Source organism: Alkalibacterium kapii, assembly GCF_007988865.1.
Classification (GTDB): Bacteria; Bacillota; Bacilli; order Lactobacillales; family Carnobacteriaceae_A; genus Alkalibacterium; species Alkalibacterium kapii.
Map to the genome: position 1 here is coordinate 57,512 of NZ_BJUY01000004.1, position 25,590 is coordinate 83,101.

24 protein-coding genes are annotated in these 25,590 nt (G+C 39.1%); 3 read left to right on the forward strand and 21 right to left on the reverse strand.

The window, feature by feature from the left end; genetic code table 11:
* Positions 1-89: 89 nt before the first annotated feature.
* Both tkt and AKA01nite_RS02625 read right to left on the reverse strand, forming a co-directional pair.
* Positions 90-2,090 carry a transketolase gene (gene tkt, locus AKA01nite_RS02620; protein WP_146923531.1) on the reverse strand — a complete coding sequence of 667 codons (2,001 nt, stop codon included), beginning with the start codon at positions 2,088-2,090 and terminating at the stop codon, positions 90-92.
* Between the two features lie 103 nt (positions 2,091-2,193).
* Positions 2,194-2,436: a DUF896 family protein gene (locus AKA01nite_RS02625; protein ID WP_146923533.1), complete on the reverse strand. Its 243-nt coding sequence runs from the start codon at positions 2,434-2,436 to the stop codon at positions 2,194-2,196.
* Between the two features lie 263 nt (positions 2,437-2,699).
* Here AKA01nite_RS02625 and lexA point away from each other — a divergent pair, with 263 nt between their 5' ends.
* A complete protein-coding gene (gene lexA / locus AKA01nite_RS02630; protein WP_146923535.1) occupies positions 2,700-3,335 on the forward strand; it encodes a transcriptional repressor LexA in 636 nt (211 codons plus the stop codon).
* 219 nt (positions 3,336-3,554) lie between these two features.
* Here lexA and AKA01nite_RS02635 read toward each other — a convergent pair whose 3' ends face one another.
* The 9 genes from AKA01nite_RS02635 to yihA all read right to left on the reverse strand — a co-directional run bounded on the left by AKA01nite_RS02635 (position 3,555) and on the right by yihA (position 12,746).
* On the reverse strand, positions 3,555-4,067 hold the full coding sequence (locus AKA01nite_RS02635; RefSeq protein WP_146923536.1) for an adenine phosphoribosyltransferase: 513 nt from the start codon (positions 4,065-4,067) through the stop codon (positions 3,555-3,557).
* 13 nt (positions 4,068-4,080) lie between these two features.
* On the reverse strand, positions 4,081-6,405 hold the full coding sequence (gene recJ, locus AKA01nite_RS02640; protein ID WP_146923539.1) for a single-stranded-DNA-specific exonuclease RecJ: 2,325 nt from the start codon (positions 6,403-6,405) through the stop codon (positions 4,081-4,083).
* A 109-nt stretch (positions 6,406-6,514) separates the two neighbouring features.
* On the reverse strand, positions 6,515-7,378 hold the full coding sequence (locus AKA01nite_RS02645; protein WP_146923541.1) for a DegV family protein: 864 nt from the start codon (positions 7,376-7,378) through the stop codon (positions 6,515-6,517).
* A gap of 47 nt (positions 7,379-7,425) precedes the next feature.
* Positions 7,426-7,767, reverse strand: a complete 342-nt coding sequence (locus AKA01nite_RS02650) for a LapA family protein (RefSeq protein WP_146923543.1) — start codon at positions 7,765-7,767, stop codon at positions 7,426-7,428.
* Between the two features lie 76 nt (positions 7,768-7,843).
* On the reverse strand, positions 7,844-8,635 hold the full coding sequence (locus tag AKA01nite_RS02655; protein WP_146923545.1) for an SDR family NAD(P)-dependent oxidoreductase: 792 nt from the start codon (positions 8,633-8,635) through the stop codon (positions 7,844-7,846).
* A 1-nt stretch (position 8,636) separates the two neighbouring features.
* A complete protein-coding gene (rnz, locus tag AKA01nite_RS02660) occupies positions 8,637-9,575 on the reverse strand; it encodes a ribonuclease Z (RefSeq protein WP_146923547.1) in 939 nt (312 codons plus the stop codon).
* Between the two features lie 21 nt (positions 9,576-9,596).
* Positions 9,597-10,892: a GTPase ObgE gene (gene obgE / locus AKA01nite_RS02665; RefSeq protein ID WP_146923646.1), complete on the reverse strand. Its 1,296-nt coding sequence runs from the start codon at positions 10,890-10,892 to the stop codon at positions 9,597-9,599.
* Between the two features lie 121 nt (positions 10,893-11,013).
* The gene (locus AKA01nite_RS02670; protein ID WP_146923549.1) at positions 11,014-12,141 is read right to left on the reverse strand and encodes a Rossmann-fold NAD(P)-binding domain-containing protein; all 1,128 of its coding nucleotides are present in this window, start codon (positions 12,139-12,141) and stop codon (positions 11,014-11,016) included.
* Positions 12,138-12,746, reverse strand: a complete 609-nt coding sequence (yihA, locus tag AKA01nite_RS02675) for a ribosome biogenesis GTP-binding protein YihA/YsxC (protein WP_246116969.1) — start codon at positions 12,744-12,746, stop codon at positions 12,138-12,140. The genes AKA01nite_RS02670 and yihA overlap by 4 nt, the downstream gene beginning before the upstream one ends.
* A 289-nt stretch (positions 12,747-13,035) precedes the next feature.
* Between yihA and AKA01nite_RS02680 the strand changes: the two genes are divergently transcribed.
* Together AKA01nite_RS02680 and AKA01nite_RS02685 are read left to right on the forward strand one after the other, a co-directional pair.
* Positions 13,036-13,929 carry a fructose bisphosphate aldolase gene (locus AKA01nite_RS02680; protein WP_146923553.1) on the forward strand — a complete coding sequence of 298 codons (894 nt, stop codon included), beginning with the start codon at positions 13,036-13,038 and terminating at the stop codon, positions 13,927-13,929.
* A 114-nt stretch (positions 13,930-14,043) separates the two neighbouring features.
* Positions 14,044-15,384 (forward strand): dihydrolipoyl dehydrogenase family protein, encoded by a 1,341-nt coding sequence (locus AKA01nite_RS02685; protein ID WP_246116970.1) that lies wholly within the window; start codon positions 14,044-14,046, stop codon positions 15,382-15,384.
* A 364-nt stretch (positions 15,385-15,748) separates the two neighbouring features.
* Here the strand turns inward: AKA01nite_RS02685 and clpX are convergent, their stop codons facing one another.
* The 10 genes from clpX to fabG form a co-directional block, all read right to left on the reverse strand.
* Positions 15,749-17,002 carry an ATP-dependent Clp protease ATP-binding subunit ClpX gene (gene clpX / locus AKA01nite_RS02690; protein WP_146923558.1) on the reverse strand — a complete coding sequence of 418 codons (1,254 nt, stop codon included), beginning with the start codon at positions 17,000-17,002 and terminating at the stop codon, positions 15,749-15,751.
* Between the two features lie 89 nt (positions 17,003-17,091).
* A complete protein-coding gene (tig, locus tag AKA01nite_RS02695; RefSeq protein ID WP_146923560.1) occupies positions 17,092-18,402 on the reverse strand; it encodes a trigger factor in 1,311 nt (436 codons plus the stop codon).
* Between the two features lie 144 nt (positions 18,403-18,546).
* Positions 18,547-19,512, reverse strand: a complete 966-nt coding sequence (locus AKA01nite_RS02700) for a hypothetical protein (protein ID WP_146923562.1) — start codon at positions 19,510-19,512, stop codon at positions 18,547-18,549.
* An 86-nt stretch (positions 19,513-19,598) separates the two neighbouring features.
* Positions 19,599-20,381 (reverse strand): acetyl-CoA carboxylase carboxyl transferase subunit alpha, encoded by a 783-nt coding sequence (gene accA / locus AKA01nite_RS02705; RefSeq protein WP_246116971.1) that lies wholly within the window; start codon positions 20,379-20,381, stop codon positions 19,599-19,601.
* Positions 20,374-21,243, reverse strand: a complete 870-nt coding sequence (gene accD / locus AKA01nite_RS02710) for an acetyl-CoA carboxylase, carboxyltransferase subunit beta (protein WP_146923566.1) — start codon at positions 21,241-21,243, stop codon at positions 20,374-20,376. Before accD ends, accA begins: the two co-directional genes overlap by 8 nt.
* Positions 21,240-22,616 carry an acetyl-CoA carboxylase biotin carboxylase subunit gene (locus AKA01nite_RS02715; RefSeq protein WP_146923568.1) on the reverse strand — a complete coding sequence of 459 codons (1,377 nt, stop codon included), beginning with the start codon at positions 22,614-22,616 and terminating at the stop codon, positions 21,240-21,242. Before AKA01nite_RS02715 ends, accD begins: the two co-directional genes overlap by 4 nt.
* 39 nt (positions 22,617-22,655) lie before the next feature.
* Positions 22,656-23,078 (reverse strand): 3-hydroxyacyl-ACP dehydratase FabZ, encoded by a 423-nt coding sequence (fabZ, locus tag AKA01nite_RS02720; RefSeq protein ID WP_186805067.1) that lies wholly within the window; start codon positions 23,076-23,078, stop codon positions 22,656-22,658.
* Positions 23,079-23,099: 21 nt separating this feature from the next.
* A complete protein-coding gene (gene accB / locus AKA01nite_RS02725; protein ID WP_146923572.1) occupies positions 23,100-23,591 on the reverse strand; it encodes an acetyl-CoA carboxylase biotin carboxyl carrier protein in 492 nt (163 codons plus the stop codon).
* Complete coding sequence (fabF, locus tag AKA01nite_RS02730; protein ID WP_146923574.1) at positions 23,588-24,832, reverse strand: beta-ketoacyl-ACP synthase II; 1,245 nt, start codon at positions 24,830-24,832, stop codon at positions 23,588-23,590. Before fabF ends, accB begins: the two co-directional genes overlap by 4 nt.
* 16 nt (positions 24,833-24,848) lie before the next feature.
* Positions 24,849-25,583, reverse strand: a complete 735-nt coding sequence (gene fabG, locus AKA01nite_RS02735; RefSeq protein WP_146923576.1) for a 3-oxoacyl-[acyl-carrier-protein] reductase — start codon at positions 25,581-25,583, stop codon at positions 24,849-24,851.
* Positions 25,584-25,590 lie beyond the last annotated feature (7 nt).

A 25,590-nucleotide genomic window follows, 5' to 3' on the forward strand; every position in this document is an offset into this window, starting at 1 on the left:
GTCCATTCTTTGACATTACGAAAACTCCCTTTCGGCTAAACTTATCGAAAGGGAGTTTTAAAAATTTTTTTTACTGGTTTTTATTTATATTAACTATTCAAAGATAGATAGGTTTTTACAACATTTTCCGGTGTGAAACCGTATGCTTCAACAACCGCTTCACCATTACCACTGGCACCGAACTTGTCGATGGCCATGACTTTGCCGGCATCTTTTACATATTTATGCCAGCCGAATGATGAGCCCATCTCAATTGCCAAACGATTTTTAACAGCAGCTGGAAGAACTGATTCTTTATATTCGTCTGACTGATCTTCAAATAAGTCAAAGCTTGGCATTGAAACGACTGAAACATCTTTACCTTGAGCTTTTAATTCTTTTTGAGCAGCCATTGCCAAGGAAACTTCAGATCCTGTTGCGATAAGAATACCATCCGGTGTTTCTTTGTCTGAAGGCGACAGGACATAAGCACCTTTTTTAACACTTTCTCTAGCCAATTCCTTGGTTCCTTTAAGCACCGGTAGATTCTGACGTGTCAGAACAAGCATAGTAGGACGTTTTTCAGAAGTCAAAGCCACTTCCCAAGCAGCAGCCACTTCGTTCCCATCGGCGGGTCTCATAACGGTCAAGTTGTGCATACCACGGAAACTTGAGAGTTGTTCAACCGGTTCATGAGTCGGTCCGTCTTCTCCAACGGCGATCGAGTCGTGTGTCATAACATAAATAGCCGGTATTTCCGATAAGGCTGCCAAACGCACAGCAGGTCTCAGATAGTCTGTGAAAACAAAGAATGTTGACACATAAGATTTTGTTCCTCCGTGTAGCAAGATTCCATTCAGAGCTGCTGTCATAGCGAATTCACGCACACCATACCAGATATTGCGCCCTTCGTATTGTCCAGCCTGGAAATCTTTGACGCCATCGATCATTGTCTTGTTTGACCCTGATAAATCAGCCGAACCGCCCCATAAGTTAGGTACAGCTTTAGCAATGGCATTTAAAACCTGCCCACTTGTTGAACGTGTGGCAGCATCCCCGTCACCTTCTGAGAAACTTGGTAACTCTGCATCCCAATTTTCAGGTAGCTCTCCAGATAAAGCTTTGTCAAATTGATCAGCTAAATCTGAATGATTCTTACGATAATCTTTAAGGGTTTGGTTCCATTCTGCCTCGGCTTTTTCACCTTTATCGATCATGTGCTCTTTAAAGCGTTCAGTTACTTCTTCTGGAACAAAGAATTCTTCACCTTTCCAGCCGTATGCTTCTTTGGCTGCTTCAACGCCTTCAGGCCCAAGAGGTGCACCATGGACCCCATGTGTGCCCTGGTTAGGTGCTCCAAAACCGATAACTGTTTTGACTTCGATGAGTGTTGGTTTGTCTGTTGTCTCTTTAGCTTTTGCGATCGCTTGATCGATTGCTTCCAGATCATTCCCATTTTCAACAAAGATGTGCTCCCATCCGTAAGCTTCAAAGCGCTTACCGACATCTTCAGTGAAAGCTTTTGAGGTCGGTCCATCGAGCTGGATATCGTTGGAGTCATACAACATGACCAGTTTACCTAGTTTCAAATGACCAGCTAAGGAAGCCGCTTCTTGAGAGACGCCTTCTTGAAGGTCACCGTCTCCACATAAGGCATACGTATAATGATCGACGATAGATTTATCCTCAGTATTATATGTTGCTGCCAAGTGAGCTTCTGCCATAGCCATACCTACAGCATTTGCGATTCCCTGTCCCAGTGGCCCAGTTGTTGCTTCCACGCCATCAGTGATATGCACTTCTGGATGTCCTGGCGTATTGCCATTTAATTGACGGAAATTTTTAAGATCATCAATGCTGACATCATACCCAGACAAATGCAGCAGGCTGTATAGCATCATAGAACCGTGCCCTGCGCTTAATACAAAACGGTCGCGGTTGAACCATTGTGAATTTTTCGGGTTGACATTTAAGTGACGCGTCCACAGTGTGTACGCCATTGGTGCAGCTCCCATAGGTAGACCCGGATGGCCTGAATTAGCTTTTTGCACGCCATCGATACTTAGTGTGCGAATCGTATCGACTGCCATTTGATCAGTTTTATCGAACAATGAACATCATTCCTTCCATTTTCTTTAATTAAAACTTTCTTTATCATTGTACTATCATTCTACTTTTGTTTCAATGTCAACACTGTAAGTTAATATGAGAGTGCTATTTCCTGTCATGCAGTCCTTTGTTTTTTTGAATTTCTTTTACTTTGTCAGGTGTCACATCGTTTCCATCTGGGTCGACGATCTTCATCCCTTCGATCTGGCTCTTCATTCCGGATCGAAAAGCAGTAAGGTATTCTTCACGCAATTTTTTTTGTTCAAGTTTTTCCCGATCAGACAAACCACTCGCCTTTTTTTTATTTGCCAGTTCATTTATTCGATCAAGCTTTTCTTTTTCAAGCATATTATCCCCCTTACATTGGTTTAAATAAGACAGTTTACATACACTATTCATCATACCATTTGTCAGAAATATAAGAAAGTTATATATTTCTTTTTTCGTAGTATTTTGACTAGCTAATATTGTTTAACAGTCAGACAGGAGTATGTTTATAGAAATCAGTTACTCGAACATTCGTTTGATTTACAGCAGTAATTGTGCTATACTTTACTAAAATATAGAACGGTTGTTCCATTTAAATATTATATTATAGAGAGGGTTTTATCATGACGACAAGAGGACGTAAAGGTGAGAAACAGCTGGAGATTTTAAATTATATTTACAAGCAGGCTAAAAAGAAAGGCTATCCACCGACTGTTCGAGAAATTGGCGAAGCAACAGCACTCTCTTCAACTTCAACAGTCCATGGACATCTGGCCAGATTAGAAAAAAACGGTTATATATATCGCGATCCATCTAAACCGCGTGCTATAGAATTTACCCCTTTAGGCCTTGATAGACTGGGAATCAACCCTGACGAGGATAAGATTCCGCTCTTGGGAGTCGTCACAGCAGGAGAGCCCATCCTGGCTGTAGAAGAAGCGTCTGATTATTTCCCTGTACCCAATGATCTGGAAATAGAAAAAGGGAATCTGTTTATGCTGACTATTCGTGGTAACAGTATGATCGATGCCGGTATTTTAGATGGTGATCAGATTATTGTCAGAAAGCAGGAATCGGCCAATAACGGTGATATCGTTATTGCTATGACTGACGAAGATGAGGCTACATGCAAACGTTTCTACAAAGAATCACATCGCATCAGGCTGCAACCGGAGAACGAAACAATGGATCCCATTATACTTAACAATGTAAAAATTTTAGGTAAAGTTGTCTCTTTATACAGAAGTCATATATTTTAACGGGTGACCTTAATCGAAAGAGAAGGGCTGAGACAAATGTCTCAGCCCTTTTGATGTGTTTTTAAGCGTCTGTCTAATTTCATGTTTCCATCTTTAATAGATGCCTCTAATTGATAAAGTTTTTTATTAGGTATGTTTTATCTTATTTGGATATACAATTTCTGTTCTTGCTTTCGTCAATGTCAGATTTTCTCGCTAACAAAGCCTGGAAATGTTCCATTAATATTTCATCAGGGTAAATATATCATAACCTTTGATTTTATCTCTGCCTTTAAGCTCTTCGAGTTCAATAAAGAAAGCACAGCCAACGATGATCCCACCGAGTTTTTCAACTAACTCAATCGTTGCTGCAATAGTGCCTCCAGTTGCCAGCAAATCATCTGTAATGAGAACTTTTTGTCCGGGTGTGATCGAATCCTTATGCAATTGAAGGACGTCTGATCCATATTCTAAACCATAATTGACTTCGATTGTTTCTCGAGGGAGCTTTCCTTTTTTTCTACATGGTGAAAATCCTATTTTTAATTCATAGGCAACCGGACACCCAACGATAAATCCTCTAGCTTCAGGTCCTACGATCACTTCAACGCCTTTGTCTTTAGCGTACTCTACGATCTTATCAGTAGCAGCTTTGTATGCTTCACCATCCGCCATAAGTGGCGAAATATCTCTAAATATAATACCTTTTTCTGGAAAATCAGGAACATCAGCAATATACTTCTTAAAATCCATTTGTCTTCCTCCATTACTTATATCGTTCATCATTATTTTTCAGATAAGCAAGCAACTCTTTAAAAGAACTGTATACAAGGATTTCTTCAGCTTCGATTTGTTTCAGTCTCTTTTTATAGGTTAATGTATCTTCTAATCTTTTTTTTATAGGGTTTGATACTATACTTAACTTACCATCCTCCATTGTAACAAATTTATTCTCTAAAAACACCATTAACATAAATTTTAAGCTGTCTTTATTTATATTTGTGTGCTTGACCATCTCTTTTGTATCTTTTGACAAGTCGATTTCCTGCTTTTTTATTAACCATTTATAGAGTAGCTGAAATTGCTGCTTTTTAGGCATGCCCTGCATATAATACTCTTTTGGTGAGTGAAAATAAAGCTGCAATGGATGTAAGCGATAGTGCTGGTATACTGAAAGAAAATCATCGATATCTTCTGGTGTATCCACGAAGATAACCGCTCTATCAACCGGAATTTTCGCTAAGTTATTTTCATTATCGATAATCTGACACGTTGAGTTTTCATCAATCAATGGGAGGCATTTTTCTGCAATCTTTTTCTGAAAGAAAACAAAATGGGCATTCGTTTCTCTAAACATTTCTTTGTTTAATTTGCTTTTGCGCTGATCGATAACTACGGGGCCTGTTGTCTTATAATCGAGCGCCTGAAGCTGAACTTTTTTGTATCCATTCCATTCATTTATGGAAATATAGCCTATAACATCGATTTCTGGCGAGGTTCGCATAACATCCATCCACTCCGAATGGTAAAAAGCAATCATGTCTAATTGTTTGTCATCATCATGTAGAGTCGCTTTAAAATGAGACTGGTCTGCACCGATTTTCTTGGAACTTTCCGGGTAGACTGAATCGATTCTAACCAGTGGTTTTTTATTATCCTGGCCGAACGGTTTCAGTAATTCTATTTCTTCGACCATTTGAATATCAATCTCGTCTATTTTTACAGATATTTCGACGTGATACACCTTTTCTTTTAACAGGTCCGCAGATAAAAGACTTGCTTTTTTATTGATTTCTTCCGTAAATTCCTCAAGATAACCCGGTTCTAAACTTAAACCACAAGCCATTTCATGACCGCCAAAACTAAGCAGATCATCTCTGAAAGCATTTACACAATCATAAAGATCAAAGCCCTCGATACTCCGGCCCGATCCTTTAAGTTTATCTTCTGTTTCATCCATTGTCAGCACTATAACTGGTTTATGATATTTTTCAGTGACTTTACTTGCAACGATTCCTAAGACTCCCTCATGCCAGTTCTTATTGGCTATGACGATCAAAGAGTGTTTTTTCTTTTCTTCCGCCATGACCAGAGCTTCTTCTGTAATGGATTCAACGATGGCTTTTCTTTCTTTATTTTTCGCCAAAATCTCTTCGCTCAAATCAAAAGCTTTTTCTTCGTCAAAAGTCGTAAGTAGATCAACAACCATTGTGGCATCACCCAGTCTGCCTACAGCATTGATCGGCGGCGCCAGCTGAAAACCTACCGTTTCTTCGTCAATCGAATCAGGATGAATATTACTTGACTGCATTAAAGCAATAAGGCCCAGACGCTGTGTTGTTTTCAGTGATTGGAGTCCATAATAAGCTATGACCCGGTTTTCACCAGTCAGCGATACTAAATCAGCAATTGTACCAATAGCAGCTAATTCCAGGAACTCTGAAGAGTTTTCATCAAGTAAGGCTTGTGCCACTTTCATGCTGACTCCTGCACCAGATAAATCTGGTGTCGTATAGAACTTCTCCGGGTGTCTTGGATGGATAATCCCATATGCCTCGGGCAATTCAGCCGGACATTCATGATGATCGGTGATAATGACATCTATTCCCTTTGACATTGCATGAGCTACCGCATCATGTCCTGAAATCCCGTTATCTACAGTTATGATCAGAGTAGTTCCATTTTCAATCAATTGATCAAAAGCTTCTATGTTGGGTCCGTATCCCTCTTTGAATCGGTTAGGTATAAAGTAATCAACTTTTCCACCAAGCAGTTCAATTGCTTCGTATAATATTGCAGTACTTGTTACACCGTCCGCATCATAATCTCCGTAAACTGTTATTTTTTCTACATTTAGGATTGCTTGTTTAATACGTTGGATTACTTTTTCCATGTCAAAAAATAAAAACGGATCGTCTATCGCATTTAGATCCGGCGAGACAAAACTTTCGACGTCTTCCTTAGTATTCAATCCTCTTTCCAGGCATAATTGAGCAAAAACCTCTGATTTCTCAAGCTCTGCTGCCAATTGAGTTTTTTTATTTTCATTTATTTGCTTGTCCTGTTTCCATAGCGTAGCTTTTGTTTGCATTCAGACACTCCTTATCTTACTCACAGGCTTTTATTATAACAAAAAAGAGGACACAATAAAGAGTCTTCTCCATTGCATCCTTTTTCTATTATTCATTTTTAAAGCTTTTTTAATCAAGTATCTGGATACCGATACCTATCAATCCAGGACCTGTGTGAACACCTAGAGCCGGGCTGACCTGATCAAAGAAAAAACGTTCAAAATCAGGTAATTTCTTTTTCATTACTTCTTTGATTCCTTCAGATTCTTCCCGGGCTGATTCGCCACCGTAAGCAATAGCTAAATTATATTTTTTCGAGTTTTCAGCAAATTCCTGTACCAGTTCAATCGTTTTTCTCACTGATTTAGATTTCCCTCTAACTTTGGCGACTGTATGATAGATCCCCTCATCATTACAAGTAATGATCGGTTTAAGGTTCATCAGACTCCCTACAACTGACTGTACCAGTCCGATCCTTCCGCCTTTCTGCAAGTATTCAAGTGTTGGGACATGGAAGAAAACCTTCGCCTTATCCACGCCTTTTTTGAGGTTGTTTTTGATAGCCTCCCATTCCACACCGCTATTGGCTTGTTTAGCAGCTTCAACCACAGAAAAACCTGACCCGATACCAATATTTTTCGTATCTAAAACAAATATATCCAGGTCTTCGTATTGTTCAGCTACTACACGCACCATATTATTAGTTCCACTCAGTCCACTGGAAATAGTTACCGCGATAACTTTCTCATAACCTTCAGCTTTAATTTCATCAAACATCTTCTTGATCAGTTCTCCATCAGGTAAAGATGTTTTTGGTATTTCCTTTTTCATACGGTCATAGACTTCCTGAGCTGTAATTGTCTCCTTGTCGATGTATTCTCCATCACTGAAAATAATTTTCAAAGGTATAACTTTTACATCGTACTTTTCTTTGATTTCCTGTGGCACATCAGAACCTGAATCAGTTAAAACTGCAATTTTATTTTCATTCATAACTTTTCCCCCTACCATAATTCAGACTCTTACTAGTTAGCATATTTCTAGCTGTTATTCAAGTCACTTTCATTATTGTCGATATCTACTTGGTTTCCAGTTGAATCATCTGTCTGAGACGTGTAAAGAGATGAATTATTTTCAGAATCAGAATGTTCCACTGTGTTTTGGTGTTTGTGTTTTCGCTGATCTTTAAATGCCTTGTATGTTGACAGCAAAGTAGCAATTAAAGCTCCAAGTAATAAAGAAGCAAAGATCACGACGATAAGCGGCCATTCCACTTCAACGAACCCAAAATTAACAGGCACAGGATCGACATTTAATACAGATAAAATAGCGATGATCAAGAACAATACGATCGCACCAACCATGCTCCACTGTCTTTTCATTCTATTCTCCTCCAGTATCTCGTTTTTATATAAAACAAGAATAACACATATTATTCATGTAGTGAATTGATATATATTATTTCTTATCGAATACATTTCTGACAAGAAAGTCTCCAACGGCTGGAAATAGCGTATAAAATCTAAAGGCTACTTCCATTATTCCTGGTATATTCACTTCTCTTTTATTTTTGCCGATCACAGCTACGATTTTTCCAGCTACTTCCTCAGGTGTCAGGACAAATGATTTAACTTTTTCAAGGTAACTCCCATCTGGATCAAATGAATCAAAAAACGACGTATCAACAGGACCAGGATTTACTGTGGTTACTTTGATATCATAATCCTTTAGTTCCAGTCGTAAAGCATTACTGAATCCAATGACCGCAAATTTTGATGAAGAATAAACAGCTGATTTAGGAGTTGCGATTTTCCCAGCGATCGACCCTACATTAATAATATGTCCGGTATTACGTTCAATCATATGTGCTGCTACCTTTTGAGTTATATGCATCATACCTAGAATATTCACTCTGAACATGTTTTCTGCTTCAGTGATGTCATAGTCAACAAATTCCTTGGTCAGACCATATCCAGCATTATTTATCAGAACATCTATCTTACCAAGCTTTTTTAACAGAATAGAATAAACACGATCAACTTCATTTTTGTCTGCAACATCCAGTGGACAAACAATAGCGTTTGCCTCATATTTTATAATACAATTTTGTTTAACACGTTCGAGTTCTTCTTTTCGTCTGGCACTTAGTATCAGCAAAGCACCTTTTTCAGCTAGTTTGTAGGCGATCTCTTCGCCGATACCTGAGGAAGCGCCTGTGATCCAAACGATTTTATCTTTTATAGATTTCATCTCATCTCTCCTCATTTTTTAATGGGATTGAAACTTCAGTAAAATCATTCATGATAAAGGTGTTTTCAAAGAGTTGCCGTGCAGATTTTTCCATTTGCTTGCTGTCAGCGTAAAGGTATCTCGCACTGATGTGTGTCAGTAAAAGTTTTTCTGCTCCAGCTTTTTTTGCTACCGTAGCAGCTTCAACATTCGTAGAATGATTGTACCGATAAGCCAGATCTTTGTCTTTATGCATAAAGGTGCTTTCGTGAACTAGAATATCTGAGTCTTCTGCAAGCTCTATACTTTTTTCGCTAAATTTCGTGTCACCCAAAATAGTGACGATCCGGCCTTTTTGCATTGGTCCAATAAAATCTCTTCCATCTATCTCCTGACCATCTTCCAATCTGATTGTTTCACCTTTTTTTAATTTGCCGTATAAAGGACCAAAAGGAACACCGAGCTGCTGCAGTTTATCTGCCATCAATTCCCCTTTGCGGTCTTTCTCGACGATTCGATAGCCGTAAGAAGGAATACCATGCTGCAGGCGTTTTGCTGTAACAAGAAACTGATCATCTTCAAAAATCATGCCATCTTCGTCTATTTCTACATAATGTATACCATATCGGAGATGTGACTGGGACAGTTTGAGTGACATCATCACATACTGCTTGATTCCTTTGGGACCGTAAATCGTTAAAGGCGTGTCTCCGCCCTGAAAAGCCCGGCTGCTTAAAAGACCGGGCAAGCCAAAGATATGATCACCATGCATATGAGTTAGGAAAATCTTTTCGATTTTACGTGGTTTAACAGTTGTATTTAAAATTTGCTGTTGAGTCGATTCACCGCAGTCAAACATCCACATACTGTTTCTTTCATCAAGCAGTTTCAGGACGATGCTCGATAAATTTCTATGTTTAGCAGGAACGCCCGACCCTGTCCCTAAAAATAATAATTCCATAAAACATTCCTTTACTTTCTTTTATTCGACAAATTCAAATTCAAAATCATCAATTCTCACTGTGTCGCCATTTTGCGCCCCACGATCTCTGAGCGCCTGATCGATCCCCATTCCTCTAAGTTGTCTTGAAAAGCGCATAACAGATTCATCAAACTGAAAATTTGTCATCTTGTAAAGTTTCTGCACTTTATCTCCAGAGATTTCCCATGTGCCATCAGGATCGCGGGTAATAGTGTATTCTTTATTTTCCGGTACAAATTTGTAGAGTACTCTTTCCTCTTTTTCTGTTTCTTCTTCATACAATGGAAATTCGGGTGCTGTTTCCAGTAATTCAGCTGTTCGAGACATGACAGCATTTAATCCAGTTTGAGTCAAGGCTGAAACCTCAAAGATTTCGACGTCCTGTTCATTTGTTTCAAGGGCATCCTTGAACTTCTGGAGATTCTCTTTCGAGTCAGGCATATCCATTTTATTGGCAATGATCAGCTGCGGTCTTTCGCGCAGTTTCAAATCATATTCCTCCAGCTCCTGATTGATCGTATAGTAATCTTCAAGAGGATCTCTACCTTCGACACCACTCATATCAATAACGTGCAGAAGGACCCTCGTTCTTTCGATATGGCGTAAAAACTCAATACCTAAACCGACACCTTGAGAAGCGCCTTCGATCAAACCTGGCATGTCCGCCAGTACAAAACTCCGGTCGTCTTCAGTTTTAACCATGCCAAGATTAGGCACTAGTGTTGTGAAGTGATAGGCCCCGATTTTCGGTCGAGCTGCAGAAACCACGGATAATAAAGTTGACTTGCCAACCGAAGGGAAACCTATAAGTCCCACATCAGCTAATACTTTTAATTCCAGTTCGATTTCTTTTTCTTCACCTGGTTCACCATTTTCAGCTATTTCCGGAGCAGGATTTTTAGGCGAAGCAAAACGGATGTTTCCTCTACCCCCGCGGCCACCCTTGGCTATTACCGCTTTCTGATTGTGTTCCGTTAAATCGGCATAAAGGGTTCCAGTCTCCGCATCCTTGACCACAGTCCCTGGTGGAACTTTTACAAAAAGATCTTTTGCTCCTCTGCCATGCATGCCTTTTGACATACCGTTTTCTCCATGTTCAGCTTTGAAATGGCGATTATACCGAAAATCCATAAGCGTTCTTAGTCCTTCATCTACAATAAAAACGACGTCGCCGCCTTCTCCACCGTCGCCTCCAGCTGGTCCGCCGTCAGGCACGTATTTTTCACGCCTGAAAGCCACCATGCCATCTCCGCCGTTTCCAGCTTTTACATTTACTTTGACCTGATCCAAAAACATGGACACATATATCCCTTCTTTCTATAAAACACTACTCTGTCGTCTATTTATTTTACACTAAATACCTTTAGATATCTAATCAGATTGATAGTAAAAAAGAAGAGCCCGCATTAGACTCTTCTTATACTTTAGAACTTTTTAGATTATTATAGCGGTACTTATTATTGAATGTTTTTTTCAAAGAGATTTTGTCTTTGTTTTCTTCATTTTCCAGATAAAAATCCTCCATAAAATCATTCACTTTATTAAGCACATACTCTTCATAATAAGCACTGGCTGCTTTTAATTTTTCTGACGCATATTCTTTATCAGCATCATGAGGTATTTGTACATAATTCATTTCAGGATAATCCATGAAAAGTGTCTCATCCTGAGAACCGCACAAATCTATGATCAACTGCCTTTTTTTAGACGGTCTCATTTCAAGCACATCTTCCAGCAGTTCAAAGGACAACCACGCATTCTTTATAGATGGACCGATGATGATGACATCAGACTTGGATAACCGATAAACAAGCTGATTCAAATCCGCAGTCTGAACTGTATTTATTTTTCTCGGTTTATTGACAATTGACAGTCTTCTCTTAACACTCGCTATCATCTTTCTTGATTTCTCATTTTTTCCTAGAAAAGTGAGATATGTATCTGCTTTTCCGATAAGATACATGGACACTTGTTTTATGATCTGATGGTTTCCTATTATAAGAAAGTCCAGATCTTCTTTCAAAGAAAAATAATTCTTCATGGACTGTATGATTTCTGCCTCATTGCCGATCAAAATAGGATACAAAGATTTTTCATCATAAAGCGAAAGAGAAAAAGTCAAGGCACCCTCGAATAAACGCGTCAAGGTTTTACCCGACGTTTCAAATAAATTCCCTTCATAAAGCGACTGTTCCAGCACACTTAAAGGAATCGCCTGCTCACTTATCATGCTCGTTAAGCGAAACAGATGGCTCACCACATCACCATTGAATTTGCTGTAGGTCTCGAGAATAATATCTTCCAGACATCTTCCTGTATAAGCAGATAAATATCTTAACAAGTCACCATGTTTAAATGCTTTTTCGTCAATGTATAAATAATATTCATTTCTGCTTTCAGTACTGATCAATGCGACTTCAGAAACGCCTTTAAAAGAACTGATATCAGTTAAATGTCTTTCTCTCATTGAATAGTCAAGACGATATTTATGAAGATCATCTGAAGCAACAGTATCCTGATTCATTCCATACATAATCAGTTTCATGTTCTCTCATCCTTTTGTAAATGTGCAGCGATTGCTTCCCAGATTTCATTTCTTCCTTCCTTTGTGAAAGAGGAAAAAGTGAAAAATTTATCGTCAGGATCTATATCCAATGCTTTTCTTATAATACTTTCGTGCTTGTTATACTTCGCTTTTTTAATTTTGTCAGACTTAGTCGCCACAATAAAAACCGGCACATCGAAATGCTTATAAAAATCGTACATCAAGCGATCATGTTCTGAGGGTTCATGCCTGAAATCGACAAGAAGGATGCCCAGCACCAACTCTTCTCTGGTCGAAAAGTAATCTTCCATCATACGCCCCCATTTTTCCTGTTCAGCGTTAGAGGCTTTAGCGTAGCCATATCCTGGGACGTCTACAAAAAAGAGTTCATTTTCAATATTAAAAAAATTCAGAGTTCTTGTTTTTCCAGGTTTTCCTGAGGTCCGCGCAAGCTTTTTTCGGTTGACCATCGTATTTATAAAAGACGATTTTCCTACATTGGAACGACCTGCCAGTACGATTTCTGGTAGCCCCTCTTTGGGATATTGAGAAGGAGAAACTGCACTAATCGTTATATCAGCATAATTGATTTTATTGCTATTCATCGTCATCTCTCCTTGATTCTTTTAGTGAAGCACTAATAAGTATAACATATTTCTTGGCAACATAAAGATGAATATTAAATATTGGTTACAAATACATGTTTTGTTACAGTCTACTGTCATATTTATTAAAAATCCGCTGGTTCGATTGAATCACTATCTTAGATATACTTTTTGCATAAAATTCTCTTTGTGAATGTGCTTTACTATATGTTTTTTAATTCTAATGATACAATATTTATAGGAGATTTTTCTTTCAATCTTATTTTTAAAAATTAAGGAGTGTTGAACAATGAAAGAGAAACAAATGGAAAGAATGTCAAATGGTAAGGGATTTATTGCAGCTTTAGACCAAAGTGGAGGAAGCACCCCTAAAGCATTGGCTGCTTATGGCGTGGCGGAAGATACCTACTCATCTGAAGAGGAAATGTTCGATCGTGTCCATCAAATGAGAACACGAATCATTACAGCCCCTGCTTTTGATTCAGAACATATACTTGGAGCCATACTTTTTGAACAAACGATGGATAGTAAAATCGAAGGCAAATACACAGCAGACTATTTATCAGAGGTTAAAGGAATTGCTCCTTTCCTGAAAATCGATAAAGGACTTGCTGACAGAGCTAAAGGTGTTCAGATGATGAAACCTAACCCTGGTTTAGAAAAAATGCTTGAGCGGGCAAATGAGAGAAATATATTTGGTACTAAAATGCGCTCAGTGATCCATGAAGCAAATGAAGAGGGTATCAAAGAAATCGTTCAGCAGCAATTCGAAGTGGCAAAGCAAATCACTGATGCGGGCTTAGTCCCTATTGTTGAACCGGAAGTAAATATTCACAGTGATGATAAAGCAGAAGCTGAAAACATTCTAAAAAATGAAATAATGAAACATTTAGATAAACTTGCTGATGACGAAAAAGTCATGCTTAAGTTGACCCTGCCAGATCAATCCAACTTATATAAAGAATTGACAGAACATCCAAAAGTCGTTAGAGTTGTTGCTTTGTCCGGCGGTTACTCACGAAAGGAAGCCAATGAAAAGCTTAGACATAATGACAATATTATTGCCAGTTTTTCAAGAGCTTTAGCGCAGGATCTTCGTTATGATCAGACTGATGAAGAATTCAATGAATCACTAAAAAAAGCAGTCGAAACAATATACGATGCCTCAGTTAACAAGAAATAAAGAAAGTATTGTCTGTTTTGTCAAATAAAGAAAAATCTCCGCTTTTAAACTGAAAATATTTTTACAGTTGTCACCTTTTATTTATTGATATCTAAAATGTTAGGAGAGGATACTTTGAACAACACATACGATGTGATAGTCATTGGTAGTGGCCCTGGCGGTAAGTCAGTCGCTTCGAGTCTCGCTTCAAAAAATAAAAAAGTAGCGGTCATCGAAAACGATTTATGGGGAGGGACTTGTCCAAACAAAGGATGCGACCCGAAGAAAATGATGGTTTCTGCTGTTGAAGCTCAGTCCATGGCTCATCAGATGCAGGAAAAAGGCATCACAGCTACGCCCTCCATTAATTGGGATGATTTAATGCGTTTTAAAAAGAGCTATACTGATTCTGTCCCTGAAAAAAGTCAGCAAAGCCTTGTATCGGCAGGAGCAGATACCTTTTACGGAACTGCTGAATTCACAGATGAAAAGACTGTAAAAGTCAACGATGATACACTATCAGCTGAGCGCTTTATCATTGCTACAGGTGCTCATCCCAATATCCTGGACATTGATGGAAAAGAACATTTTCTGACAAGTGATGACTTTTTATCTCTATCAGACATGCCTGAAACCATAACGTTTATTGGGGGTGGCTATATTGCATTTGAATTTGCAGCTATAGCTTCAGCTACCGGAGCAAAAGTCCATGTCATTCAGCATGATTCTGCCCCACTCAAACAATTTGATCAGGAATTTGTAGAAGTGGTTATGGAACAGTTGAAGTCTAATGGTGTGAGTTTTCATTTAAATACGAATATCACCAAAATCAAGAAAGAATCTGACAGTTATTTACTCACTGATGATGGCGACTTTTCTCTAAAAACAGATCTGGTCTTTGGCACGACAGGTCGCGCACCAAGCATCGATAAGTTGAATCTGGAAAAAGCCGGCGTTGACTATGATAAAAAAGGGATAAAAGTTGATGACTACCTTCAAACAAGTAACCCTTCTGTCTATGCATTAGGAGATGTTTTATCAAAAGAACAGCCTAAGCTTACCCCTGTTTCCAGCCTCGAAGCAGGATATCTCACAGATCAGTTTCTAAGTGGTAAACTAAACAAAATCAACTACCCAAGCATCCCCAGTATAGTCTTCACAAGTCCTAAGCTGGCTAAAGTGGGTGTATCAGTTGAGGAAGCTGAATCAGATAAAAACAACTACAAAATCAGAGAGCTGGATGCTACGGATTTTTTCACTTATCTTAGAAAAAATGAACCTGTATCCAAAGTGAAAGTAGTTATTGACGATGAAAAAAAACAGGTTGTCGGGGCGACTTGCATCAATAATGAAGCCGATGAATTGATAAACTATTTCAGTATCCTCATCAATAAAAAAGTGAAAATCGAAGACTTATCTGATATCGTATTCGCTTATCCATCAACTGCCAGTGATTTATCTTATTTCTACAGGTAATATATTTAAACCTTCCTGATCGATTGCAATGATTGGTTGGGAAGGGTTTTTGTACTTAGTTCAATGGGTTTTAAAGAGTCAAAGCATTTTGACTCTTCCCTTATATAAACCTATGCCTTTGGTCGGTTCGTGGTTGTTCAAATATTAAAAAAACTTAAAGATGGTGGTGATGTTTGACCGAGTCAGTGATTTGCTTTATTTGAATGCTCTGAATCTAGTCCAGAATTTAACAATGCATTATTTTAGTTTGATGCGCATCCTATTTTAATTAAAACTAGCAGCTAACCTGTTTTCAATAGCAAAAAAACCGCGTTCCCGCGTAAGTAATAGCGGAATCGCAGCTTTTTTTATAGTTTTATGCTGATTAACTGACCATTTCACCATTTTCATCATAAAACAGCGGGTTTTTATTGGTTTCAACAGTTTCTTCAGTTATACGAACTTTCTTGATTTCAGTACGACTTGGTACTTCAAACATGATATCCATCATTAATGTCTCTATGATCGAACGCAAACCTCGTGCGCCCGTGTCGCGTTCAATTGCTTTTTTACCAATACTGCGCAAAGCATCTTCCTCAAATTCCAAATCGACATCATCGATTTTGAGTAGTTTTTTGTACTGCTTTACAAGTGAGTTCTTAGGTTTGGTCAAAATTTCAACTAGATCATCTTCATTTAATTTATCCAAAACAGCAGTGATCGGCAATCGGCCAATAAATTCAGGGATCAAGCCATATTTCAGTAAATCTTCCGGAATGATCTGCTGCATGATGCTGCCTTTGTCTTCCGTTTCTTTACGCTGGGTAGATGCTCCGAATCCAATAACTTTGTCGCCTAAACGGTTTTTCACGATTGTTTCGATTCCATCAAATGCTCCACCTACAATAAACAGGATGTTGGTTGTATCGATTTGAACCAGTTCCTGGTGTGGATGCTTTCGTCCTCCTTGTGGGGGCACACTTGCTGTTGTTCCTTCAAGAATTTTGAGCAAGGCTTGCTGGACACCTTCACCACTGACGTCTCTTGTGATAGAAACGTTTTCTGATTTTCGAGCAATTTTATCGATCTCATCAACGTAAATGATCCCTCGCTGAGCTCTTTCCACATCATAATCCGCTGACTGCAGTAATTTTAAAAGAATATTTTCGACATCTTCGCCGACATATCCTGCTTCAGTTAAATTAGTAGCGTCTGCTATAGCAAAAGGAACATTTAAAAGACGGGCCAATGTTTGCGCTAGATACGTTTTACCAGACCCTGTTGGACCGATCAGACATATATTACTTTTTTGAAGTTCAACATCATCGTCTTCTGCATCCACCATGCTGTTGATGCGCTTATAATGATTGTATACCGCTACAGATAACGTTCTCTTAGCAGATTCCTGACCAATAATATATTCATTTAAAATCTCTCTGATTTCAAATGGTTTAGGTACAGTCATATCATCATCAAAGGTTTGCCTACTGAATTCTTCATCCATGATTTCCTGACAAAGATCTACACACTCATTGCATATATAGACACCAGGCCCAGCTACGATTTTTTTAACTTGACCCTGAGATTTCCCACAAAAAGAGCACGAAATGTTCCCATTTTGTCCTTCATCATCAAACATATATTCGGTCACCCCTTTACCAGTTTTTGTACACGTCGTTCTAAGAAAAACGGGAATGCTGCATCAGCATCCCCAATCTCTATTTAAAATTATTCAGAGTCAGAATCCTTTTCTGATTCCAAAGTTTCATTGGCAGTTGAAGTAATTAAATCAATTGCTTTTTTCAATGAAATATCTCTATTTAAAAGTTGCGGAGAAAGAACATTTTTTACTTGTTCAACGTCCATATTATATTGTTCAGCTAATTCCTGTATTTCTTTTTCTCTATCTTCCTCAGTTGCTTCAAGGTTTTCTTCTTCAACAATAGCTTCCAGCACCAAGTTTGTACGAACATTAAATTCAGCTTCGCCTTCAAACTGCTTATGCAGATCTGCTTCAGTGGAGCCTGTCATTTGGTAGTACATGTCTGCTGATATGCCTTGTTGTTTCAAGTTATTTAAGAACATCTCCATCTGACGGTGGACTTCTTCATGTGCCATTTCGTCAGGAATTTCTTCGATTTTAGCATTTTCTACAGCTTTTCTGATAGCTTCATCGTCTTTAGCATCATTTGCTGCTGCTTCTTTGTTTGCTTCAAGCTCTTTACGAACTTTTTCTTTTAATTCATCAACGGTTTCAACGTCTTCATCTAAATCTTTGACGAATTCATCATCGAGTTCTGGTAGTTCTTTGGATTTCACTTCATGCACTTTGACCTTGAAAGTTACATCCTCGCCAGCTAGATCTTCAGCCTGGTAGTCTTCAGGGAAAGTCAAGCTGATTTCTTTTTCCTCGCCAGCTTTAACGCCCACCAGCTGCTCTTCAAATCCTGGAATGAAAGAATTAGATCCTAACTCAAGTGAATGGTTCTCATCTTTTCCACCTTCAAATGCTTCATCACCTTTAAAGCCTTCATAGTCGATAACGACTGTGTCGCCTTCTTCAGCAGCTTCCTCTTTAAGTACAAGTTCTGCCATGTCTTGACGACGCTTTTCAATTCTTTCGTTAACTTCGTCTTCTTCTACTGTTCGGTCTTGTTTTGTTACATCTAAATCTTTGTACTGACCAAGTTCCACGTCAGGTTTCAAAGTTAATTCAGCAACTAATTCCCAATCCTGATTTTTCTCAATTGATTTAATATCGATATTTGGTTGAGCAACAGGCTCCACGTCCACTTCGCCGATTGCTTTGGAATAAGCTTCAGGCAGTAAGTCGTTTAGTGTATCTTCGTATAAAGCCGCTTCACCATACATTTGGTTGAAAATGCGACGAGGTACTCGCCCTTTTCGGAATCCGGGAACATTTAAGTTTTTCTGTACTTTTTTAAATGTTTTATCTAATCCATTTTTTACTGTTTCTTGATCAATTGTAAACTCTAAGCGACCAGTAGTTGCCCCAGTCTTTTCAAAACTTGTTTCCATTACTATTTACCTCCAACATTTATTTTGTTTTAAACGTTATAAATAGACGCAGCCAGTATTTCTTTCATCCAGCTGCAAACAATTTATTATATATATGAATCGAACATACTTACATATCATACAATATTTGAGGGCAAATGTAAACTATTGTCCTTCAAAACGCAGTAATTCTTCACGAATCTTTTTGATCCTTCTCGCAATATCCAAAAGTTTCGTATTCTCGTCATTGATTTGAGTTTCTTCCGTTAATTCCAGTGTTTGGATAATCGCTTCGATCCACAGTCTCTCCTCGCCGCAAACAATGCTGTCTTTTTCAAACGGATACAACATCAAGAGAAGTGTTTTCAGTTCGTTTTCAGCTAATTGATAAAGCGAAGGATTTTTTGAAAGAACAGCATCCAGTTCTTCAAATAATCGAGCGGCTGTCGGACTTTCTTCTATGGACAACGTATTTATTGGATTTATATCCTTCGATTCTCCAAACCAAAGATACTTAATCTGTCTATCCATTCCTCTTTCTGTTAAAAGAGAAAAAAGCGTTGCACGATTAAATGGATGAATATACGGGTTGACAAGAAGCTGTTCAGCTAACTGGATTAGATGTGGATTAGTCAGTTTATAGATATCTTTCATCCTGGAAAACTGTTCGAGCGTATTGAGTGACGGCAGAGAGAAAAGGTTTCTCAGAAGCTTTTCTTCTTCTTTTTGTCTGTTTTTTTCCTGCAGCTCTTTGAGTTCATTTAATTGATCAGCTAGCCGTATCCAGGACTCAGAGTATTTCGCCAATGTGTTTGTTAATTGTTCGTTGATATATTTCTCTGCCTTAAGTATCTGATTATTTTCTATTAAAACTTCAACATAGATAAGCAGCCTTTTTTCATCTGCTTCATAAAAGTCAGGTTTTGAGTCTGCCAAGAGCAGTGCCTCTTCATTATCTCCCACTTGTAATAAAGAAGAAACCAGTAAAATATTCAAACTGTCTTCTTTTTTAATACGATACGCTTTTTTCATATAATCGATGGCGGTCACGATATTACCTTTCTGTAAAGCGTTCATGACTTCTGCCATATATACAGTATAATTTTTTGGAAATTCTATTTGTTCTCCCATTGCTTCTCTCACCTCTTCACTAGTTTATCACAAGTAGACCATGAATCAGTATATAAAAAAGCAATGGGATCATATTCACCCATTGCTCAAAACTTTCTAAATCTCTGATAGCGTTTCTCTACTAATGTCTCTTTAGGCATTGCAGCTAAATTGATCAGTTTATCATAAATATTTTTTTTCATTTGTTTCATTAAGAGCTGTTTTTCTATCCATTCGTCATTTTTCTTTTCAGTGATAACCCGTTCAACAACACCCAGTTCTTTTAAATCAATGGATGTTAAACGCATCAAATCCGCCGCTTCAGCTGATCGTTTGGCATCTTTCCAAAGGATCGAAGCAAAACCTTCAGGAGATAAGATAGAATAAATGGAATACTCCATCATCCAAACCTCATCTGCCAAGGCAAGAGCCAAAGCCCCTCCACTGCCGCCTTCTCCCATAATGATCGAAAGGACAGGGACTTTTAAATTGCTCATTTCAAACAAATTTTTTGCGATTGCTTCGCCTTGTCCGCGTTCCTCTGCCTCGACACCACAGTACGCTCCAGAAGTGTTGATGAAGTTCACGACGGGCCGATTGAATTTTTCAGCCTGCTTCATTAATCTTAAAGACTTACGGTATCCTTCTGGATGCGGCGAGCCAAAATTACGCTGGACACTTTCGTTTACATCTGTGCCTTTCTCATTTCCAATAACAGTGATTGGCATACCATTTATTTTACCTATTCCTCCAATGATTGCCTGATCATCTTTGTACAGTCTGTCTCCATGCAACTCAATAAATCCTTCAATCATTTCAGTGGTTATCTCTTTCATACTTAATCGATCTGTTTGACGTGCCTGCTTGACGATCTCCATTGCATTACTCATGTTGTCCACCTTCTTTTCCAATAGAACAGGAGTGCATATCTATGAGAGAGGCAATGACTGGTTTCAGCTTTTCTCTTTCGACGATCTGGTCGATAAAGCCATTTTTCATAACTGTCTCAGCCAGCTGGAAATCATCAGGCAGTGAAGCCTTGATAGTCTGTTCGATCACCCTTTTACCTGCAAAGCCGACTAGGGCTCCTGGCTCAGCCAGAATAATATCGCCTTCCATAGCAAAACTTGCTGTCACACCGCCAGTCGTTGGATCTGTCAAAATGGTCAGATAAAACAGTCCTTTGTCGGAGAAGCGTTTAATGGCTGAACTTGTCTTAGCCATCTGCATAAGTGAGAAAATTCCTTCCTGCATACGCGCTCCGCCTGAGGCTGTAAAAAGGACGACCGGCAGCTCTTTTTCAGCTGCTTTTTCAAATAGACGGGTGATTTTTTCTCCGACAGCCTGTCCCATACTGCCCATTATAAAATTAGAATCCATGATGCCTATAGCTGTATCATGCCCGCTTATACGCGCCTCCCCGGTCATGACTGCTTCTCTCAGGCCCGTTTTTATTTGTATTTTAGCTATTTTGTTTTCATAATCTGGAAAATCAAGTGGGTTTAGTGTTGTCACTTCCGTATCCCATTCTTTAAATGATTTAGGATCGACGGTTATCGTCAGTCTTTCTTGTGCGCTGATTCTAAACGTGTACTGACAATTTGGGCAACGTCTCGCTTTACCTAAAGCTTTCACATATATAGGCTTTTGGCAGTTGGGACATTTCTCAAACATACCGTCCGGTACTTGAGGTCCGTTTTGGCCTTGTGTTTTTTGCAGAGAGATATAAGGTCTTTTCTTGAATAACCTCATCCGTTAGCCTCCTTGTTTCCAAGCCAGCGTGGAATAATAATATTTTTAAGGGTGTCAGTTGTATAGTGACCGCTTTTAAAATCCTCATCGTGAAGTAGGTAGATATGAAAATCCAGGTTAGTCTGAATACCTTCTATGACCATTTCGTTTAAAGCCCGATCCATTTTACTGATTGCCTCAGCCCTTGAATTGCCGTGCGTAATCACTTTAGCGATCATAGCATCATAATAAGGAGGAATTACTGCACCGGCATACATTGCTGTATCCACACGCAGTCCTAATCCTCCAGACGGTATATTTAAAAATTCGATCGTCCCAGGAGAAGGCGCAAAATTAAATGACGGATTCTCAGCATTGATACGACACTCTATCGCATGTCCTGTTAAGGTCACGTCTGCTTGAGTAAGAGACAGAGGTTCGCCTGAAGCAATTTTGATTTGTTCTTTAACAATATCCACTGCTGTGATCATTTCAGTGATCGGGTGCTCCACTTGAATGCGTGTGTTCATTTCCATAAAATAAAAATTTTCGTCAGTGTCTACAAGAAACTCAATGGTCCCCGCATTTTCGTAACCAACTGTTTTTGCAGCTGCTACTGCACTTTGACAAATACGCTGTCTCGTTTCTTCGGTCAATGACGGGCCTGGTGCTTCTTCTAAAATCTTCTGATGATTTCTCTGTAGAGAACAGTCTCGTTCACCTAAATGAATCACATTACCGTAATGATCACCTAAGATTTGCACCTCGATATGTTTAGCCGGCGCAATGATCCGTTCGACATACATACGGTCATCATCAAAAGCAGCTTTAGACTCTGATTGGGCCTGAAGGAAATTTGCTTCAAGTTCTGCTTCAGAATAAACCATGCGCATCCCTTTTCCTCCCCCGCCGGCAACTGCTTTTATAATAACCGGGAGACCGATCTCATCGACCATATCTTTGACCTCTTCAAACTCTGTAATCGATCGATCGCTTCCAGGAACAACAGGTACATTTGCTTTTTTCATCATATCTCTGGCATTGGATTTATTTCCCATCTGATCGATCACTTCTTTTTTAGGACCGATAAAAGATACATTCACTTCTTCACACATTGCTGCAAATGTACTGTTTTCAGAAAGAAATCCAAAACCTGGATGAATAGCTTCAGCTCCAGTCAAAACAGCTGCACTTAGAATATTATGTATATTCAAGTAGGACTCATTTGCTTTAGAAGGTCCTATGCATACTGCTTCATCTGCCAGCTGCATGTGAAGCGCATCCTTATCCGCCGTTGAGTAGACAGCCACTGTTTTAATATTTAATTCCTGACAGGCTCGAATGATCCGAACGGCAATTTCTCCTCTATTGGCTATAAGTATTTTCTTAAACATGCACATACCTTCCTTAGTCATTTTTAACCAATATTTTTATTATCTACCAATAATAAAAGTCAGTTCCGCTTCACATACTTTCTTACCGTCAACGTATGCGACACCTTTACCGATGCCCGCATAATCTTTTAATTTCACGATATCCACTTTCAGCTCAAGAACATCCCCGGGCTGAACTTTTTTCCTGAATTTTACTTTATTCAGTCCGCCTAAATAAGCCGTCTGTGATTTGAACCGGTCCAGTTTAAGGAGTGGGATCGACCCCGCTTGAGCAAGACTTTCAACAATCAGTACACCAGGCATGACTGGGTCTCCAGGAAAATGCCCCTGGAAAAACTCTTCGTTTATCGTAACATTTTTGACTGCTGTGACATGTTCACCTGGAATCATTTCTGTCACTTTATCTATATAATAAATAGGATAGCGATTCGGGATCAGTTCCTGAATCTCCGCAATATTCATTGATGTCATTGTAATCTCCTTTTAAGTCGCTTTTATTTTTATTAGTGTCTGATCAAACTCAATCGCCTGGCCGTCTTCAACACTTATCTCTTCTACTGTCCCTTTTATATCGCTTTTGATTTCATTCATCACTTTCATTGCTTCAATAATAAGGACAGTCTGGCCTTCCTCGACAGTATCGCCTGCTTTGACGAAAGGTTCAGAATCCGGTGAGCTAGAGAGATAACTTGTGCCGACGATCGGTGATTTGATTAAATGAAAAGATTCATCTTCTGCATTTTCGACCTCGACTGAATCGACTTCCATTTCTGTTTTTTCCGTTTGTTTAGCTTTGCTTTCTTGCTTTAATGTACTAACCTGTTCACTCGCTTGAACTGAATCTAACGTTTGATTTGTGCTATCAGCATCGCGCTTACTGAGTTTGAGTGAAGCCGACGCATTCTGAAATTCAAAATGCGTGAGACTAGACTGATCGATCAATTGAATCAATTCTTTTATTTCTTCGTTTTTCATTCAGTATCACTCCATTTTTTAAAACAGGTCACCGCATTATGCCCGCCAAAACCAAGTGAATTGTTTAAAGCATAGATGTTTTCTTTTGTACGAGCTTCTCCGAGAATATAGTCTAAATCACATTTTTCATCCAATTCTTTTGTATTGATCGTTGGAGGCATAATGTTTTCTTGAAGAGATATTACGGTCGCAATGGCTTCTATTGCTCCTGCTCCACCTAATAAATGCCCAGTCATACTTTTTGTGCTCGATACTGCAACTGTTTTAGATGCTGCTTCTCCAAGGGCTAATTTTATAGCACTCGTTTCTGCAGAGTCATTGGCCGGTGTTGATGTTCCATGTGCGTTTATATACCCTACTTCGCCCGGTTCTATCCCAGCTTCTTTCATGGCCATCTTCATAGCTTTCGCAGCCCCTTCGCCGTCTGGTGTAGGTGCCGTCATGTGGAAACTGTCGCCTGTTGCGCCGTAGCCAACGATTTCAGCATAAATATGCGCGCCACGTTCTTTAGCTGAAGACAGACTTTCAAGTATAATAACACCTGAACCTTCACCCATAACGAAGCCGTGGCGGTTTTTATCAAAAGGTATTGAGGCTGTATCTGGATCATTGCTTGTTGATAAGGCATTTAATGCAGCAAAGCCGGACATGCCGATTTCATTCACGCTCGCTTCAGATCCGCCTGCCAGCATATAATCTGCATAACCGTGTTTGATTTGTCTGAATGCTTCACCGATCGAGTTATTGCCCGAAGCACAGGCGGTGACGATCGATAAATTAAGACCCTTAGCTCCTGTAGCAATCGAAATATTTCCAGCTACCATGTTCCCTATGGCTTTAGGGACAAACAGGGGTTCCACTCTATCTAATCCTTTTTCATGCATTTTTATGATTTGTTTCTGCATCGTATCTAATCCGCCAATACCAGAACCAACAATCACACCTAATCGATCAGCATCAAAATCAAAGTCCTCCAATCCGCTGTCTCTCATTGCTTCTAGTGCCGCTGCGACACCGTATTGTGAAAAGGGATCCATGCGTTTAGCTAATTTTCTGTCCATCAGTTCCTTGGGTACAAAATTTTTCACTTCTCCAGCGACGCTAACATCTATCGCTCCTCCATCAAATTTTGTTAAAGGACCAATACCATTTTTTCCCGTCTTTAATCCTGTCCAAAATTCTTGTGCAGAGTTTCCTAAAGGAGTAATAGCTCCCAAACCTGTAACGACAACTCTTTCCATTTGTATCCTCCTAGATTTAGCCATTCATGACCATGCCGCCATCAACATGCAGCACTTGACCCGTAATGTATTTCTGATCACTCAAAAAAGTCACTAATTCTGCAATTTCTTCTACCGTACCCAGTCGTTTGAGTGGTATGGACTGCAAAGCCTGTTCCTTGATGTCCTCTGTTAGGCTATCGGTCATGTCAGATTCAATAAAACCAGGTGCGATGGCATTAATCATAACCCCGCGTGATGCTAGTTCTTTAGCAATAGACTTTGTAAAGCCAATCACACCAGCTTTACTTGCAGCATAATTGGACTGTCCGACATTTCCAATTGTTCCTACCACGCTTGAAATGTTGATGATATGCCCTGAGCGCTGCTTCAACATAACTTTAGCAACTTCTCTTGCGGTAAAAAAAGTCCCTTTCAAATTAACTGACAGCGTAGAATCAAACTCTTCTTCGGTCATTCGGATAAGCAGATTATCTCTCGTAAGTCCTGCATTATTCACTAGGACATCGATTTTTTTAAATGTTTTCTTTATTTCTTTGATCATTTTTTTTACAAACGATTCATCGCTGATGTCTCCTACGACAGGATGAACCTCTCCGCTAAATGCATTGAAATACTCCAGCAATTCAGGAGTGAATTCCGATCGGCCATTGACAACGACCGTGTGCCCTTCTTTTAAAAATGCAGACGCGATCGCTTTACCTATACCTCTTGAACTACCCGTAACAATTACAACTTTTTTATTGTCCATACTCGGC

Excerpts from the sequence above, each read along its gene's own strand:
- AKA01nite_RS02625 (WP_146923533.1), bottom strand. The coding sequence starts at position 2,436 with ATGCTTGAAAAAGAAAAGCTTGATCGAATAAATGAACTGGCAAATAAA.
- lexA (WP_146923535.1), top strand. The coding sequence starts at position 2,700 with ATGACGACAAGAGGACGTAAAGGTGAGAAACAGCTGGAGATTTTAAAT.
- AKA01nite_RS02635 (WP_146923536.1), bottom strand. The coding sequence starts at position 4,067 with ATGGATTTTAAGAAGTATATTGCTGATGTTCCTGATTTTCCAGAAAAA.
- recJ (WP_146923539.1), bottom strand. The coding sequence starts at position 6,405 with ATGCAAACAAAAGCTACGCTATGGAAACAGGACAAGCAAATAAATGAA.
- AKA01nite_RS02645 (WP_146923541.1), bottom strand. The coding sequence starts at position 7,378 with ATGAATGAAAATAAAATTGCAGTTTTAACTGATTCAGGTTCTGATGTG.
- AKA01nite_RS02650 (WP_146923543.1), bottom strand. The coding sequence starts at position 7,767 with ATGAAAAGACAGTGGAGCATGGTTGGTGCGATCGTATTGTTCTTGATC.
- AKA01nite_RS02655 (WP_146923545.1), bottom strand. The coding sequence starts at position 8,635 with ATGAAATCTATAAAAGATAAAATCGTTTGGATCACAGGCGCTTCCTCA.
- rnz (WP_146923547.1), bottom strand. The coding sequence starts at position 9,575 with ATGGAATTATTATTTTTAGGGACAGGGTCGGGCGTTCCTGCTAAACAT.
- obgE (WP_146923646.1), bottom strand. The coding sequence starts at position 10,892 with ATGTTTTTGGATCAGGTCAAAGTAAATGTAAAAGCTGGAAACGGCGGA.
- AKA01nite_RS02670 (WP_146923549.1), bottom strand. The coding sequence starts at position 12,141 with ATGAAACTGATTATGTATGGAATGAATCAGGATACTGTTGCTTCAGAT.
- yihA (WP_246116969.1), bottom strand. The coding sequence starts at position 12,746 with ATGAATAGCAATAAAATCAATTATGCTGATATAACGATTAGTGCAGTT.
- AKA01nite_RS02680 (WP_146923553.1), top strand. The coding sequence starts at position 13,036 with ATGAAAGAGAAACAAATGGAAAGAATGTCAAATGGTAAGGGATTTATT.
- clpX (WP_146923558.1), bottom strand. The coding sequence starts at position 17,002 with ATGTTTGATGATGAAGGACAAAATGGGAACATTTCGTGCTCTTTTTGT.
- tig (WP_146923560.1), bottom strand. The coding sequence starts at position 18,402 with ATGGAAACAAGTTTTGAAAAGACTGGGGCAACTACTGGTCGCTTAGAG.
- AKA01nite_RS02700 (WP_146923562.1), bottom strand. The coding sequence starts at position 19,512 with ATGGGAGAACAAATAGAATTTCCAAAAAATTATACTGTATATATGGCA.
- accA (WP_246116971.1), bottom strand. The coding sequence starts at position 20,381 with ATGAGTAATGCAATGGAGATCGTCAAGCAGGCACGTCAAACAGATCGA.
- accD (WP_146923566.1), bottom strand. The coding sequence starts at position 21,243 with ATGAGGTTATTCAAGAAAAGACCTTATATCTCTCTGCAAAAAACACAA.
- AKA01nite_RS02715 (WP_146923568.1), bottom strand. The coding sequence starts at position 22,616 with ATGTTTAAGAAAATACTTATAGCCAATAGAGGAGAAATTGCCGTTCGG.
- fabZ (WP_186805067.1), bottom strand. The coding sequence starts at position 23,078 with ATGAATATTGCGGAGATTCAGGAACTGATCCCGAATCGCTATCCTATT.
- accB (WP_146923572.1), bottom strand. The coding sequence starts at position 23,591 with ATGAAAAACGAAGAAATAAAAGAATTGATTCAATTGATCGATCAGTCT.
- fabF (WP_146923574.1), bottom strand. The coding sequence starts at position 24,832 with ATGGAAAGAGTTGTCGTTACAGGTTTGGGAGCTATTACTCCTTTAGGA.
- fabG (WP_146923576.1), bottom strand. The coding sequence starts at position 25,583 with ATGGACAATAAAAAAGTTGTAATTGTTACGGGTAGTTCAAGAGGTATA.